Source organism: Paenibacillus ihuae, from assembly GCF_001368795.1.
GTDB lineage: Bacteria > Bacillota > Bacilli > Paenibacillales > Paenibacillaceae > Paenibacillus_AQ > Paenibacillus_AQ ihuae.
The window spans coordinates 4,161,678-4,176,464 of the sequence record NZ_LN831198.1; the positions used below are offsets into that span (position 1 = coordinate 4,161,678).

Here is a 14,787-nt window from a genome sequence, read left to right on the forward strand (position 1 = left end):
GGAGTACTGCTGCCGTAAGTACAAAAAAACCTCCCATCCCTAGCGTATTTACGCTAGGGACGAGAGGTTTGAATTCCCGTGGTACCACCCTGGTTAGCGGCTGGACATGCTCTGCCTGCCACTCACTTTAACACCCTTTATCGGGGGTGAGGCGACGACGGTTCACACGCTGGACTCTGTAAAGACCATTTACAGAACCTGCGGCTTGCGCCGTTACTCCGAGGTGAGTTCATCCGCTTCGTTAACCGGCTTGCACCTGTACACCGGCTCTCTGAACTAACGTCCAGCAAATTAATACTCCTCTTCATCGATAGGTATTTCGATATGCTAATCGTAATATTACACAATATTATATACAACTTTGTTGTCTATAGTCAATGTTTTTGCCAGCTCACACAGGCTTACGCCGGATATAATACGTAAAGATATGCTGAATGACGACTTTTCCGGCTGCAAAGACCGGCACCGCGAGGATTAAGCCGATCATTCCTGCAACCTCCCCGCCGACCAGCAGGGCAAAAATGATCATCAACGGATGCAGATGCAGCCTCCGGCCCACTACCTGCGGGGAAATAACGTTGCTCTCCAGCATTTGGCACAGCGTATTCACGACCGCTACCAGCAGCACAAGCCGCAGCGAGATCGTCGTCGCCATCACAATCGCAGGAGCAGCCCCGAGAAACGGGCCCATATACGGAACGATATTGAACACAGCCACCACGCAGGCAAACAGCAGGGCATACGGCATACCAATGATCGCGTAACCGATATAGGCCAGTACACCGATGATAAGACAGACCAGAAACTGGCCGCGGATATAATTGCCGAGTGCCTCATCAATATCCTTCAGCAGCTTCACCATCGACTTGCGGCGGGAGCGGGGCAGACAGGAAACGACCGTCCGTTCAAACACGTCGAAGTCTTTTAGGATATAGAACACAAGAAACGGTACGATAAAGGCATTGAACAGCACCCCTATCGTCGTTCCGATATTATCGAGAAAATGGGAAATCCCTTCCGCAAGCCGGTTCTCCTGTTGAAAAAACCAGTTATTCATCCCTGTTTCTACACCCGGCGGGATCAGCCTGGTATTCATCTTCCGCATTAAGCCCTGCGCATGCAGCGTCATTTCCGGCAAATGCTCGTTCAGCTCCTCCAGCTGTTCGATGAACATCGGGATCAGGTTAATAGCTATGACGGCAAGCGTAGTCAGGAATACAGTATAGATGAGCAGCACCGCCACACCCCGCGGCATTTTCCGCCCGGCCAGCATACTGACTACCGGATTCAGCACGTAGGAAATGATCATCGCAGCCAGAAAGGGCGCCAGAATCGCTTTTAGAAAAACAAATATCCCATGCAGCATCGGACGGAGCAGCCAGACAAAATATAAAATGATCAGGCAGAGCAGCACACCGATCATCCAGCGGAACCATTTGCTTTGCGACCATTGCTCCACGTTATCCCTCCTGATCGTAATCAGCCTAAGACAGGCATACGATATCAGTATGTGTGGGAGGATGGCAAAATACTCTTGTTGCCCAACAAATAATTGTTTTTTGTTATCCCGGTTCGAAAGTTGGTATGGTGGACAGAATCGGCGTTGGCTAAAATCATATTGTAAAACGCTTTCATTTTAAGGAGGAATGCTTTTCTATGAAAAGACTGAAGAAATTTTGCGGTGCTGGTCTGACCTTGCTGCTTGTCGGATTGCTGGCGGGGGCTCCGTCTGTATCGGCTGCCACCGTCTTTTATGAACCTCTGACCTACTTCAATTCCGCAACCTGGCAAAAAGCCGACGGCTATTCCAATGGAGGTATGTTTAACTGCACCTGGCGCGCCAACAATGTCTCATTTACCAGCGGAGGACAGCTTCGCCTTGCGCTGACCAGTTCCAGCTACAATAAGTTTGACGGTGCTGAATACCGGTCTACAAACAAGTACGGCTACGGCAAATATGAGGTCAACATGAAGCCGGCCAAAAACAGCGGAATCGTCTCCTCCTTCTTCACGTATACCGGTCCTTCCGACGGAACACCATGGGATGAGATTGATATCGAATTCCTTGGCAAGGATACGACTAAAGTACAGTTCAATTATTACACTAATGGCGTCGGCGGACACGAAAAGGTCGTCGATCTGGGCTTCGATGCTTCGCAGGGCTATCATACGTATGCTTTTGACTGGCAGGCAGGGTCGATTAAATGGTATGTGGATGGAGTGCTCAAGCATACGGCCACCAGCAATATTCCCTCCCGTGCCGGTAAAATCATGATGAACCTTTGGAACGGTACAGGCGTCGATTCCTGGCTCGGATCATATAACGGGGCCAATCCGCTGTATGCCTATTACGATTGGTTGAAATATACAGGCAACTAAAAGCGGGCAAAAGGACCCAGGCGGCTACACAGAACGCGCCTGCCGGGGTCCTTTTGCTTCTGTTCAAATCCGTTATCTTCAGAATTTGTTATTCGGATTGACACATTGGTATGGCGGCTGCAGCCGTCATTCAGTACGATATTAGCAAGAAAACATCACAGGAGGAACAGGTTTGATACGCAGCAGGTTAATCAAAACGTCCGCAGCGGTTGCAGCTCTGTCGGCCGCTGTATGGGGGATATGGGCTTTCACTTCAGCATCCAGCTCAGAAGCCGGAAGCGTCAAGGACAAATTCACAACATTCAACTCGGAGTTCTGGAAGAAAACGGATGGCTATTCCAATGGAGACATGTTCAACTGCACCTGGCGCGAGGACAACGTTTCGTTCGCCGGAGATGACCTCATGACCCTGTCGCTCACCAGCCCGTCTCCGGGAGAGTTCGACGGTGCGGAGTACCGTTCGCTGGACAAGTACGGCTATGGCAGGTATGAAATCCGGATGAAGCCGGCGGCCAATCCCGGTGTGGTCTCTTCTTTTTTCACTTATACCGGCCCTTCGGAAGGTGAACCTTGGGACGAAATCGACATTGAATTTTTGGGCAAGAATACGCGGCAGGTGCAGTTAAATTACTTCACTGACGGGGCAGGGGGGCATGAGCAGGTGATCGACCTCGGCTTTGATGCCTCACAGGAATTCCACTGGTATGGCTTCGACTGGAAGAGGGACTCCATTACCTGGTACATCGACGGACGGCCCGTTCACACAGCCACTGCGAACATCCCCTCCACCGCGGGCCGCATTATGATGAATCTCTGGAACGGGACTGGCGTGGACTCCTGGCTGGAGCCGTTTGACGGCAAGGTACCGCTCCACGCTTACTATGACCAGTTCCGCTATACTCCGGATCAAGCATCGGGCGAGTAATAATTCCCTGCGCCATTCCGACAAGAAACCGCCTTAATCAAGGCGGTTTCTTGTCCCTGCGGCACTCAATGGCGACTGCGGTCCCAGGCATTGACCTCTGAGGTTTCGGTTAATCCCCCGTAGGCTTTCCATTTGCCGACAAATTCGTCAAATTCTCCGATGCCGCTGTCCGCGAAGATGATTTTTTGATAGCTTTTTTGTTCCAGCTTCTTCAGCAGCTCCCCGGCGCTCTTCATCGTCACGGTCGGCGGTCCCGTGAACTGCTCCTTACGGGAAGCATCCTTCTGGCCGAGCAGCACGGGAGCAATGTCCTTCGGAATTTCCTTGATGACCTTGGAAGGAATTCTCGCTCCATCGAAGGTCAGTGTATAAGAAGCGACCCGGATGCCGCCCATCGGCAGAGCAGAAGGCATAATGGTCGGATTTCCGTCAACGATTGTCCAATCATATCCCTCTGCTAGACCATTGCTGAACTCGCCGGTCGAGGTAGCGTAAGAATCAAACAAATAATTCTGATAGGTAAAAAAGACTTCAGGATGCTTCATCTTCTTGTTAATCAGAATAGCGCCGTTGACAGGCAAGGTGCCTCTTCTCATGGCGGTGCCGTCCGGTCCGGAAGGGATGGCGACAGCCTGGACGCGTGCCTGCGGGTCTGTATCGGTCAGGTATGATAAGGGCCAGCCGCGCATCCAGTACGGACCGGCAATGATGCCGGCCTTGCCCGAAACGAACAGATTGGCGGCGCCCTCTTCATCCAGCCACGCACTGTCGGCGGACAAGTATCCTTGCCCCACCCAATGCTTCATGAGTGCGACAGCCTTGCGGGCACCTGGCAGCACGGACCCGTATTCCAGTGTTCCGTCGCTCCGGCGGTTCCATTGCTCAGGAACCGTGCCGAACGCGCCAAAAATCCAACTGCTGTCGCCCATCCAAGTATTGGCACCATTCCTGAAACCGACTGCAAGGCCGTAAGTATCCTTAAGACCGTTGCCGTCCGGGTCCCGGTTGACAAAGGCATCCATGACCCGTTCCAGTTCGTCCAAAGTCCGCGGTGCCGCCAGATTCAGCTTGTCCAGCCAATCCTGGCGGATCCAGAGCAGCGGATCGGAGTTATATTCATAGTCCATGATTGGAATTGCATACTTGTGTCCGTCCCGCACGAAGGGATCCCACGCCGAGGGGTCCTCGGCCACGGCCTTCTTCCAAACCGCGGAAGCATATTTATCAAATAAACTGCCAACTTCCATGAATTGCCCGGATTCGATCAGTTCCTGGATGATATCTGCATCTCTTGTCGTTACGACATCGGGCATATTGCCTTTGGCCAGCTCAAGCCTCAGCTTGTTGGCATAGGTCTCGGAGGTGCCGGAGATGGTCCATAGATAACGGATGCGGATACCCAGCCGTTCCTCAGCCCAAGTCGTATGCACGTTATGTTCCAGGCTCTCGCCCTTTTTAAAGGTCAGATTGGGGTTGACGGAGCCTACTGTATACAGATCTACAGGAGGAATATATTTACCTTCACTGACTTCGAAATGAGGCGTTATGCTCTCCTGGGAAGCTGCCGGGAGACTTTCGCCGGTGCTCTGGAAGTCGCAACCCGACAACGTCAGGAGCAGTATGAGTAGTGATAAACGGATTTTCATGAAACACCTGCTTTTCGTAAAATACTGGGGAGTTGAACCGATTGTATCACAATCGTCTTCAGCATCGTGTGATACACTGCATTTAGTAGATTGAAGTCTTTGTAAAGGATGATCTTATGACCCGGCGGCCGAACCTATTCATCAAAATGCTTGCAATTCTCCTATCTCTCATTTCGGTTACGCTCTTATTCTACGGATTGTCATACCGAAAGGATATCGGTGTCATTACCAGTCAGATTAAGACGACCGACTTGAACCATCTGGAGTTCCTGACTCAACAGCTGGACAACAATATCAACCAATTAGCAGGCAGCATGTATGCGCTACAGAGAGATCCGACCGTCCGCGACTATGAGCAGATCCGGCAACTGGGCCATCTCATTGATCCTGCCCAGACCATTATGACCGTACTGGAGAAGCTTTCCCTTCAGACCAGCTCCAGTACGTGGGAGAACCGGATTGTCCTGTACAAGCCGCAGAGCGGGGAGACCCTGGGCTCGGATTCCTCTCTCTCCTTTGATTCCTCCGTACTGAAGAAGCCTTTGCCTTCGGGCTGGGAGTATATTCCGGAGGACAAGGGCAGTGCTGAAGCGGGCTTCCGCCTGCTGCTGTCGGACCCTATCGAGAGAAGAAATGTGCCCAGCAAGGCGGGACTCCTGGTGTCCATGTATTTTCCTGTATCCAATATTGAGCGGTTGTTCGATGCCTACCAGTCGCAAAACAAGGGCGATACTTTCCTGTTTAATCCATCATTCGGGGTGATTCTTTCCCGCAATACCGACCCTGAAATGGCGAAGCAGATCGTTACAACGCTGGCTTCTTCGGCCGGTCAAGGAACTTCAGAAATCTTTAGCCTCAAGGGAGGCAGCTTTCTCGTCAGTTCAGTCCCATCCTCTGCCATCAATTGGCAGGTAGTGCATTATTCGCCGCTGAAGCAGATTCTTCAGCCGATCCGGAGCAGCCGCTACTCCTTCCTGACGGGAACGGCCATTCTTTTGGTCATGAGCCTGCTGTTCTCGCTTCAGCTCTACCGCCAAGTTCAGCGTCCGGTAAGCCTCTTGCTGCGCTCCCTTAACAGAATGAAGGAAGGTCGCTGGTCTACCCGTATTCATGCCAAGACCAATCCTGAATTCACGATGCTCAACGAAGAGTTTAACGAGATGGCGGAAAAGATTCAATCGTTAATTGAGCAGGTCTATCTGGAACAGATCCGGGCTAAGGACGCTCACTTGAAGCAGCTTCAATCACAGATCAATCCGCATTTTCTCTATAATTGCCTGTTCTTCATCAAGAGCAAGGCCGTTGTCGGCGATACGGATTCGGTGGAGGCGATGGCGCTTAATCTTGGGGAGTATTACCGCTACATCACCAAAGTCGACCATTCCCTCACCACGCTTCAAGATGAACTGAAGCTCCTGGAGAATTACCTGGAAATTCAGAATTTGCGGAAACAGCGCATCCGCTATGAGATGGATATTGCCGATGAATTACTTGGTCTGCAAATCCCCCGGCTGCTGATTCAACCCTTAGTCGAGAACAGTATCATCCATGGCATTGAGAAAAAAATCGGCCAGGGCTTCATCCGGATCACCGCCAGCCAAACGCTTGAAGCGGTGACAGTCACTGTTGAGGACAACGGAGCCGGCATGACCGATGAGGAGATTGCCTCTCTGCATGCCAGAATATCCGAATCGAGGCGCGAGGACGGAGGCTGCGGACTCTGGAATATCCAGCAGCGTCTTAAGTCTCATTATGATGATTCTTCCGGCCTTCTGATCGCCTCTTCACCTGCCGGCGGTCTAAAAATCACACTCCGTATGGAGAAGAAAGAGGAAAACTATGCATCAAATTCTGCTGGTCGATGATGAACCCTACGTCGTTGATGATTTATCCATCTCGCTTCCTTGGGCGGAAATGGGGTTCGAACAGGTTCACAAAGCCTACTCCGGGTACGAAGCGCTGGAGCTGCTTCAGCGCTATCCTATAGACATCGTAGTCACTGACATCAATATGCCGGAAATCTCGGGCATTGAACTGATCGCTTCCATCCGCAGCCGCTGGAAGCATATCCGGGTTGTTATGCTGACCGGCTATGCCGAATTTGAATATGCCCGTAAGGCAATAGAAGAGCAGGCCAGCGCCTACCTCCTTAAGCCGATTGCAAATAACCAGCTAATCGACGTTATCGTTAAGCTCCAGGAGGAGCTCCGTTCAGAGTGGGAGACCTGGTCCTCCTATCAGCGGACGATGCAGACCTTCCGTGAGCATCTTCCTCTCCTGCGGGACCGCCTGCTCAGCGAGCTGCTCCAGGGGCGGAAGCTGTCCGTACAGCAGCTGCAAGAGCGGCTCGCCCAGTTCGATCTCCCGCTGCGGGCCGACCTGCCGGTATGCCTCGCAGTAGTCAGACCGGAGGAATTCTTCCGCCGGCAGGACATGCGCAGCATGCTGCTGTTCGAATACGCGATCATCAATATCGCACAGGAGCTGTTCCAAGACCATTTCCACATCTGGTCGTGCAAGGATGTGCATGATTATCTCATATTTCTGCTCCAGCCCAGGGATGACATTGAACCCAGCGGTAATCCGGGGAATGATGTCGCGCAGGCGGCTTATCAGTTGCAGAACCATGTCAGCACGCTGATTGGAGGCGGCCTCTCCGTTGTAACCACAGGCTGGGGAGAGTTCCCCGATCAGGTCTATTCGCTCTATCAATCCGCCATTACGGCCATCCGCCAGCATATCGGCAGCGAAACAGGTATTTATCTGGACGTCACCGACACCTGACGGTTCCCAGCCTGTAGAGATTCTCCAGCCGCTCTATGAGCCTCCGCTGCTCTTCCATATGTTCGAAGCAAACAATTGGCAGGGGATCGAAGACAAGCTCAATGCCATTACTTCGGAGCTGGGCCGGAATCCGGACCGGTCACTTGAGCACATCCATGAAGCCCGCCTGCATCTGGAGACGGCATTCTATTATTTCGCCCACAAGAACAACAAGATGCTGAGTGAGATTGTAGGCAATCCGCTGCTGGAGCAGGCTCCCTTCCAGACGCCGGACAAGCTGCGGGAGTGGGCGCTTAAGGTCATCGTTCTGCTAAGAGAGCATTTTGAATCGGAACGCCTGAATAGCCGGACTGTCCTGATTCAGAACGTTCATGAATATATCAACAGCAATCTGCATTATGTCTCACTCCAGGCCATCGCCGATCATGTCAAGATGCACCCGGTCTACTTGTCCAAAATGTACAAGCTGGAGACAGGCAAGCGAATCAGCGACTATATCAGTCGGGTAAAGATGGAAAAAGCGGCGTATCTGCTGATCCATACGCCGCTGAAAATTTATGAAGTTTCCACTGAGCTTGGTTACTCCAACGCCCATTATTTTATTAAGCTCTTCAAGGAATACGCCGGCATGACACCGCATGAGTTCCGCGACCGGGCATTGTAACGATCTTAGCCTTCAAATCGCAGTTCCACCTCATGGGAGAGGCCATCATCCACTGTCGGCACAAGCCCTTCCTCAAGCGCCCGGCCATCCAGCGTCAGGCAGGCAGATCCGTCTTGTATCCGGCGGAAGCCCTCCGGCTTGCTGATCGAAATCCGGTACGAGGAGCCGCCGAGCTTCAGGGTATAGGCGAATTCGGTCTGCTCTTCCCGCAGGATCGGATTAAGCTTAATGCCTTGCGCCGTATATTCAATACCCAGCGCTTCCATCAGCGAGAGGGTGAGCCAGGTCGATGTACCGCTAAGCATCGGACCGATGTTCTCACCGGTCTCGCTGTTATTGTATTGGGTGCAGAATCGCGGATTTCCGCAGATTGCAAACGGATCTTCCATGGTCTTAAACGGCATGATCCGGTCCAGCAGCCAATAGCCGAAGCGGCCCAGTTCAGCGGCGAGCCCCGCATTGGATACTTCCTTCGCTCCCTTGAACATTGCTGCAGCGGCCATCATGCAGGCATGCTTGAACACGCCGCCGTTCTCCCGGTCGCCCGGAAAGTATTCATCCGAAGCCGTGTGGGAGGACACCCGTCCCAGTGCCACAGGCGAAACCAGCTTCAGCCCAAAAGGGGTCATCAGATGCGACTTCATGGTGTCCAGCATCACAGCGATCTGCGCTTCATCCGCACAGCCGGACAGGATACTCCAACTGAAGGAATTCAGGAAGTAAGAACCATCCGATGCCGGATCTGAAGACAGACCGTCCCCGGCGGCTCCCAAATAGGTGTATTCGCCATTCTCATACCGGTTGAACAGCACGCGTGCGAAGAAATTATCCTTCCAGGCATGATATTGAATACGTCCCCGCAGCTCTGCTCCGAAGCGGTCCAGCTCCGCGGCATAGTTCTGCTCTCCCTTCCGGGCAGCCAGTACGGACAACTCATCCACGGCCACCTTGAGCAGGAAAGCATTCATGACACTCTCGGAATAATCGCTGTCCAGCGGATCGCCGAAGACTCCGCCTGCCTGCAGCTGCTTCCGGTAACGCTCTTCCTTGGCCGGGCCGTTCAGATACGTATCGTCAAGCTTCAGGCAGTCGTTCCAATCTGCGAAATCCAGCAACGGAAGACCATGGCGGCCGACCGAAATCCGTCCCGAATAGACAATGATCGCCTTCAAAGTCTCAAAGACCGGACGGCTCGCCTCTTGTCCCGCCACCGGGCAGGACTCATCCAGGAATTCCAGATCTCCTGTGAGCATTACATAACGGTAGACGGCTTGGACAAGCCATAATGCGTCATCGGACCATTTGCCCGGCTCCTTGCCGATCCAGAAGAAATTATGATAAGCATAGCCCAGCTCGAACACCATACCGGTCCATTCTTTCAACAGACTTTTCACCAGGCTGCCTTTTCCCATACCAACGAAATAATACATCGAGGCGTACAAATCCTGGATTTCGCGGAAGCCAATCTCCCGGTATCCCTTCTGTGTCTGGCAAAAGGAACGGGAGACAAATGTTTGGTAGAGCACCTGAAACGGCAGATTGCGGTTGACAAACACATCGAAATTCCCGTCACCGGAGGATACCTGCAGGAACTTGCCATACTCCCGTACGAAGCCGGACGATTCCGCCAGCGCCGATTCCGCCGCGCTGCGCTCGGAGAAACGGGCGACCAGGGCCCCCACCTCGTCCGCCAGCACCGTGTCGTTCCAGGGCGCGCCGCTCTTGTCGGAGACAAGTCCGGTCAACTGGTCGACAGTTACCGCGCTGCCGGCGGTGATATGTACCTCACCGGCTACAGCGAAGAAGCCTGGTCCCTTGCGGTGCAGAATGCTGCTAAGCCTGAGCGCACCGGCCGGCCGGTGCAGTGAGCCTGTACCGACGAACTCATTGTAACTGACGCAATATTCGCGCGGCAGCACCGGCCCTTCGGCCCCGTGAATGATCATCGTGTGGAAGCGCAGGTCGTGACGGCCGCCTTCCGGATAATAATCAGGACTGATGGCCGCCACAGCTCCAGAGGAATCCTGGAGCACGCCCCCCTGCATGATGACATTGCTGTACAGCACATCCTCGAAGAGTGCGCCCGGGGCGGCAGAACCAAACATCCCGGTATACACAAGGCGGAGTCGGCGGGCGTCTCCCCCCCGGTTCACAATATCGATCCGCTGCATTTCGGTAGCTAGAGGCAGACCTTCGGATTGCGGAAGAATAAAGATCGTGCGGATAATTTCCAATCCGCAGCGCGTGCGGTAGGTTATTACGGTTGAATTCTGGGAATGCCGGCAGACCGCCGATTCAATCCCTTCCTCTCCGGGGTCTGCGGAGTAGAAGATCTGCTTCCCGTCTTCGAACAAATAAAACTGCCGGTTGGCCGGGAAGCCGTTTTCTTCCTGTCGCATATCCCAACGGGTAGCAAGCACCTGGGTTGCCGCGTGGGAGCGGAAGCTCCCGCCGCCGAACCGGTCAACAACGCTTTTGGGCGTGGTCTGAAGCGGGTGGGGAAACCGGAGACGGTTGCCGAGCAGCAGATTGACCGCGAAATGCGGACCCGGTACGGGTGAGCGCAGATCAATGACATGCTCCCCCTCGCTGTTAAGCGACCCGGCCCAGCCTGGTGCAGCTTGCAGCTGCGCCAGTGCCTCGCTTGCGGTGGCCTCCGGGATGGCTACTGACTGTTCCTGCCTTCCGGCATGGCGGATATACAGCGACAATGCCGTGCCTTCGCCTTCTACGGCGAACAGCGCGGATGCGGCGGCTTCCGCCGGCAGCAGCGCTGCCACGGCCGGAAGCTTCAGCAGTTCCTGAATGGCAGGCAGCCGGAGCGGCAGGCCTGCTATGCCAACAGCCCCGCAGCGCTGCGAATCGGTAAAGACGGCGCTAATGTGCGTGCCGCCGCCGATCCGGTCAGCGAACGCATGTCTCAGAATCTCTTCAGCCGAAGCTGCTGCTTCTCTTGCGGTATTGAATTTCAGCATAATAGATTATCTCCTCTTCCCTGGCAGTCTGCGGATCAGCCCTTGACAGCTCCCGCGGTCATACCGCTGATAAAGTATTTCTGTGTCATGAAGAATATGACCATAACCGGCACGGTGACAACAGTCGAAGCTGCCATCAGCAGATCATATCGGGTATTGTACTGGCCGACAAACAGGCGGATACCCACCGGAATCGTCTGTACATCCGAGCTTGTCGTGAGTACCCAGGCGAAGAGCAGCTCATCCCAGGCTGTCAGGAAGATGAAGATCCCTGTCGCAATGATGCCCGGTAGAGACAACGGCAGAATAATTTTGTAGAAAGCCTGAAACTTCGAACAGCCGTCAATCGTAGCCGATTCTTCTAAATCTCTTGGAATCGAGACAAAGAAGCTGCGCATAATCCAGATACTGATTGGGGTATAGAACGCCGTATAGACGAGAATCATTCCCCAGTACGTATTGATCATCGGCAACCCGAACGTATTCTTGATCCACAGGAACATCAGATAGATCGGGAACAGGAACATAATCCCCGGGATCAGCTGGGTGGAAATGATACTCATGCTGAACAGCTTCGATCCGGGAAAATCAAACCGGGCCAGCGCATATCCGGCCAGCACGGCAAAGGAACCGGCAAGCAGAGTCGTCGCACCGCAGATCAGCAGGCTGTTGCGGAAATAGACGGCAAAGTTAACCGTATCCCACATATTGATATAGTTGACCCACTGCGGCTTCGGCAGGCTGAAGGTAGTGATCCCGTTCAGAATTTGATCATTGGAGTGCAGAGAGGTGAAGACCATCCACAAGATTGGGAATATCGTCAATATAACGATAAGCCAGGTTACTGAAGTCAGCAGGAACGAACTGACAGAACGTTTACGATGTGTACTCATTGAGCATTCAACTCCGATCTAAAGGCGCGGTACCAGACACCGACGACCATCAGCATGGCAAACATCAGCATGATTGAAGCGGCAGAACCCGAACCGAAGGACCAATACCCGAAGGATTGGCGGGTCAAGGCTGTCATCAGGAGGTCTCCCCATTCGCCCGGATATCCGGCACCATTGCCGAACATCGTGGAGACGATGTTGTAAGAGTAGACATTATTAATAATTTGGAATAGAAGCTGTACCGCAATAACCGGCTTCAGCATCGGGAGCGTCATGTTCCAGAACTGGCGGAGCTTGCCTGCGCCGTCAATGGTTGCCGCTTCGTAGATATCTTCAGGAATGGTCTGGAGTCCGGCCAGGAAAATGACCATCAGGAACGGCCAGCCGCGCCAGATGGTTGGGATAATGATCGCCCAGATCGTATTCGGTCCCAGCAGCCAGAACGGCTTCTCATCGAAGAGATGCAGCACATCCACCAGGAAGTAGTTGATAATCCCGTTCTGCTGCCACATGAAGCCCCAGAGTACACCGACCACATATGACGGAACTACCCACGGAAGCAGCATAGCGGTACGGGCAATGCTTCGTCCGGGAAAATCACGGTTCATCAGCAGAGCCATCATGAGGCCCATGATCATTACACCGATCGTTACGATAACCGAATAGATCACGGTGTTGCGGATGGCAAAATTCAACCCCTGGCGGACCGGATTATCGGAGTTGAACAGCAGGCCGATATAGTTGTCCATCCCCACAAACGGTGCCTTCAGGTATTTGCCCAGCGTAAATTGGTTCAGCTTCAAAAAGGACATCCAGAATCCCTGAATCATCGGGAGCAGATGCACCAGCAGCATAAAGATGATGGTCGGAACCATCAGCATATAAGCAAATTTATTATCTCTAACCCGCTTGCGCCACACTGCGCGTTTGCTTGCGGCCGCTTTTACGGGAAGATTTTTTTCAGTATGGAGTCCCATCTCTTATCCCTCACTTTGCTAATAGAAGAGCCGCCGCGCCCTGCGCGCGGCGGCATCCCAAGATCCTATTGGTTAATAATGGCTTTGACTTCAGCTGCTGCAGAATCCAGCTCTTCCTTGACGCTTTCTTTACTGTACTTGCCCTTCACGCCGGCAACGATATCCCAGACGTTGGCAAAATGCTTTTGCAGCGCTGTTTCCGTAGGTCCCCATTGCGGGATGGACGGATAGGTTCTTCCGTATTTCGTTGCTTCCGAGAAGGCCTTCATATTGGCATCCAGGTCCGGCGATTCCAGAAGTGACAGTCTGGCCGGGAGCTGGCCGGATACCGCAGCATAGGCTTTCTGCGCTTCATCAGAGGTCAGGTACTTAATAACATCCCATGTAGCTTCCTTATTCTTCGAGCCGCTGAATACGGTCAGCTCACTGCCGCCGACAAAGGTCGCTTGTCCGCCAGGGCCTGCCGGAAGCGGAGCAACCGCAAAGTTTTTCGCTGCTTTCTTGTCATCCATACCGCCGTTTGCTTTGGGTGTCGCAAAGTTTTTGGCCAGCCATGGACCCGAGATAATTACGGCCGATTTGCCATCGCCGAAGTCACTCTCGATCTGTGACGAGTTCTTCTCGAGCGATGCCTTGTCAACAAGGCCTTCCGCTGCAAGTCCTGTGTAGTACATCACGCCATCAAGCCCTTTATCATCATTGAAGACTACATCTTTGTTGTCTGCCGAGAGAACGTCCCCGCCTGCAGCCCAGATCCAAGGGAAGATATTATGCACGACGTTCCAGTCATTTTTGCCCGGAAGTCCGAGTGCGGCAATCTTCTTGCCATCCACCGTCTGTCCGTTGACCGCTTGCAGCGCACTCTTGAAGGAATCCCAATCTTTGAAAGCTGTTGCTGTGTCAACACCGGCTTGCTTGAATACATCCGTCCGGTAGTAAATTGCCCGTGCATCCACGAACCATGGCACTCCGTATACCTCGCTGTCGCCTGCAATAGAGGTAGTCGTCCAGATGGCCGGCAGGAAGGCCTCAGCACCGCCTACATCGGCTACTTTGTCCGTTATCTTGTCAATGCCGCCCATGCTGGCAATTGCCGGCACCCAGGTCGATCCGAGCTGCAGCAGGTCCGGGCCTTCACCGCTTGTAGCCGCTGTCGTAATCTTGGTCCAGGCGGAGCCCCAGTCCAGCACTGTTACCTTCATGGTGACATTCGGGTGCTCTTTCAGGTAAGGATCAAGCGTCTTCAAGAAGTCTGCATCCGGTTTGGGACTGTTCGGCATCACCCAGGCGTTCAGGGTAACCGGTTCCGTGCTTGGAGTGGCAGGAGCCTCAGTTGCACTGGCCTCTTGTTTGTTTCCTCCGTTGTTAGCAGCATTTGAAGAATTGTTGTTGCCTCCACATCCGCTGACGACTACTGAAAATGCCATGAGCAGTGCACTGATTGATACTGCTGTCTTTTTCAAAATAAATCTCCCCCATTGTCGTTTGAAAATCGCGGAGAACGGTTGCCCGTTCCCCCTGTCTTGATTATAAAAGCGTTTCTT

11 protein-coding genes are annotated in these 14,787 nt (G+C 53.2%); 5 read left to right on the plus strand and 6 right to left on the minus strand.

Features of this window, described 5'->3' with window-relative positions; all coding sequences use genetic code 11:
• Positions 1-391: 391 nt before the first annotated feature.
• Positions 392-1,459, minus strand: coding sequence for an AI-2E family transporter (locus AQR02_RS19190; protein ID WP_054941847.1), 1,068 nt, complete (start codon positions 1,457-1,459; stop codon positions 392-394).
• 197 nt (positions 1,460-1,656) lie between these two features.
• On the opposite strand from AQR02_RS19190, the gene bglS (AQR02_RS19195) reads away from it, so the two are divergent.
• Together bglS (AQR02_RS19195) and bglS (AQR02_RS19200) are read left to right on the plus strand one after the other, a co-directional pair.
• Positions 1,657-2,379, plus strand: coding sequence for a beta-glucanase (gene bglS / locus AQR02_RS19195; protein WP_054941848.1), 723 nt, complete (start codon positions 1,657-1,659; stop codon positions 2,377-2,379).
• 217 nt (positions 2,380-2,596) lie between these two features.
• On the plus strand, positions 2,597-3,304 hold the full coding sequence (gene bglS, locus AQR02_RS19200) for a beta-glucanase (protein ID WP_245237628.1): 708 nt from the start codon (positions 2,597-2,599) through the stop codon (positions 3,302-3,304).
• 65 nt (positions 3,305-3,369) lie between these two features.
• On the opposite strand, the gene AQR02_RS19205 is transcribed toward bglS (AQR02_RS19200), so the two are convergent.
• Complete coding sequence (locus AQR02_RS19205) at positions 3,370-4,950, minus strand: extracellular solute-binding protein (RefSeq protein WP_054941849.1); 1,581 nt, start codon at positions 4,948-4,950, stop codon at positions 3,370-3,372.
• Between the two features lie 146 nt (positions 4,951-5,096).
• On the opposite strand from AQR02_RS19205, the gene AQR02_RS19210 reads away from it, so the two are divergent.
• The 3 genes from AQR02_RS19210 to AQR02_RS19220 are packed head-to-tail and all read left to right on the plus strand — an operon-like array spanning position 5,097 to position 8,398.
• On the plus strand, positions 5,097-6,815 hold the full coding sequence (locus tag AQR02_RS19210; RefSeq protein WP_159067793.1) for a sensor histidine kinase: 1,719 nt from the start codon (positions 5,097-5,099) through the stop codon (positions 6,813-6,815).
• Complete coding sequence (locus AQR02_RS19215; protein WP_054941851.1) at positions 6,790-7,734, plus strand: response regulator; 945 nt, start codon at positions 6,790-6,792, stop codon at positions 7,732-7,734. Before AQR02_RS19210 ends, AQR02_RS19215 begins: the two co-directional genes overlap by 26 nt.
• 58 nt (positions 7,735-7,792) lie before the next feature.
• The gene (locus AQR02_RS19220; RefSeq protein ID WP_054941852.1) at positions 7,793-8,398 is read left to right on the plus strand and encodes a helix-turn-helix transcriptional regulator; all 606 of its coding nucleotides are present in this window, start codon (positions 7,793-7,795) and stop codon (positions 8,396-8,398) included.
• 5 nt (positions 8,399-8,403) lie between these two features.
• On the opposite strand, the gene AQR02_RS19225 is transcribed toward AQR02_RS19220, so the two are convergent.
• From AQR02_RS19225 to AQR02_RS19240, 4 genes are all read right to left on the minus strand, one after another.
• Positions 8,404-11,373: a GH36-type glycosyl hydrolase domain-containing protein gene (locus AQR02_RS19225; RefSeq protein ID WP_187388796.1), complete on the minus strand. Its 2,970-nt coding sequence runs from the start codon at positions 11,371-11,373 to the stop codon at positions 8,404-8,406.
• Positions 11,374-11,408: 35 nt separating this feature from the next.
• A complete protein-coding gene (locus tag AQR02_RS19230; protein ID WP_054941853.1) occupies positions 11,409-12,266 on the minus strand; it encodes a carbohydrate ABC transporter permease in 858 nt (285 codons plus the stop codon).
• Positions 12,263-13,243, minus strand: a complete 981-nt coding sequence (locus tag AQR02_RS19235) for a carbohydrate ABC transporter permease (RefSeq protein WP_082451909.1) — start codon at positions 13,241-13,243, stop codon at positions 12,263-12,265. The genes AQR02_RS19230 and AQR02_RS19235 overlap by 4 nt, the downstream gene beginning before the upstream one ends.
• A 65-nt stretch (positions 13,244-13,308) precedes the next feature.
• The gene (locus AQR02_RS19240; RefSeq protein ID WP_245237552.1) at positions 13,309-14,706 is read right to left on the minus strand and encodes a sugar ABC transporter substrate-binding protein; all 1,398 of its coding nucleotides are present in this window, start codon (positions 14,704-14,706) and stop codon (positions 13,309-13,311) included.
• Positions 14,707-14,787 lie beyond the last annotated feature (81 nt).

What these genes read in the sequence shown, in the direction of transcription:
- AQR02_RS19205 (WP_054941849.1), bottom strand. Translation starts at nt 4,950, where the DNA reads ATGAAAATCCGTTTATCACTACTCATACTGCTCCTGACGTTGTCGGGT.
- AQR02_RS19215 (WP_054941851.1), top strand. Translation starts at nt 6,790, where the DNA reads ATGCATCAAATTCTGCTGGTCGATGATGAACCCTACGTCGTTGATGAT.
- AQR02_RS19220 (WP_054941852.1), top strand. Translation starts at nt 7,793, where the DNA reads ATGTTCGAAGCAAACAATTGGCAGGGGATCGAAGACAAGCTCAATGCC.
- AQR02_RS19230 (WP_054941853.1), bottom strand. Translation starts at nt 12,266, where the DNA reads ATGAGTACACATCGTAAACGTTCTGTCAGTTCGTTCCTGCTGACTTCA.
- AQR02_RS19235 (WP_082451909.1), bottom strand. Translation starts at nt 13,243, where the DNA reads ATGGGACTCCATACTGAAAAAAATCTTCCCGTAAAAGCGGCCGCAAGC.
- AQR02_RS19210 (WP_159067793.1), top strand. Translation starts at nt 5,097, where the DNA reads ATGCTTGCAATTCTCCTATCTCTCATTTCGGTTACGCTCTTATTCTAC.
- bglS (WP_054941848.1), top strand. Translation starts at nt 1,657, where the DNA reads ATGAAAAGACTGAAGAAATTTTGCGGTGCTGGTCTGACCTTGCTGCTT.
- AQR02_RS19225 (WP_187388796.1), bottom strand. Translation starts at nt 11,373, where the DNA reads ATGCTGAAATTCAATACCGCAAGAGAAGCAGCAGCTTCGGCTGAAGAG.